This window comes from Virgibacillus sp. 7505 (genome assembly GCF_002272135.1).
Classification (GTDB): Bacteria; Bacillota; Bacilli; order Bacillales; family Amphibacillaceae; genus Terribacillus.
The window spans coordinates 1-281 of sequence record NZ_NPBF01000166.1 but is presented as its reverse complement, the minus strand read 5'-3'; the positions used below and the strand labels follow the sequence as shown (position 1 = coordinate 281).

The 281-nt window shown below is 44.8% G+C and carries 1 protein-coding gene; it reads left to right on the top strand.

Features of this window, described 5'->3' with window-relative positions:
• A partial coding sequence (locus CHH91_RS18435) for a metal ABC transporter solute-binding protein, Zn/Mn family (protein ID WP_176465861.1) occupies positions 1 to 281 on the top strand: 281 nt, incomplete at both ends.

Sequence of the window (281 nt, the reverse complement as noted above, 5' to 3'; positions counted from 1 at the left end):
TCATCATTGATGATCACGAATCACACGATCCGCATATTTGGCTAGACCCTGTATTGGCACAAGAGCAAGTTAATATCATCCGCGATGCCCTGATTGAGGCAGATCCAGACGGACAAGCGATTTATGAGGAAAATGCAGAAGCCTTCAATAAAGAGCTTCAAGCATTACATGAGGACTTTCAAGCTGCTCTTGAAGACGCAGAAAGCCGCGTTTTTGTCGTACAACACCAAGCATTTGGATACCTTGCGCAACGTTATCAGTTAGAACAAGTTGCGATTGGC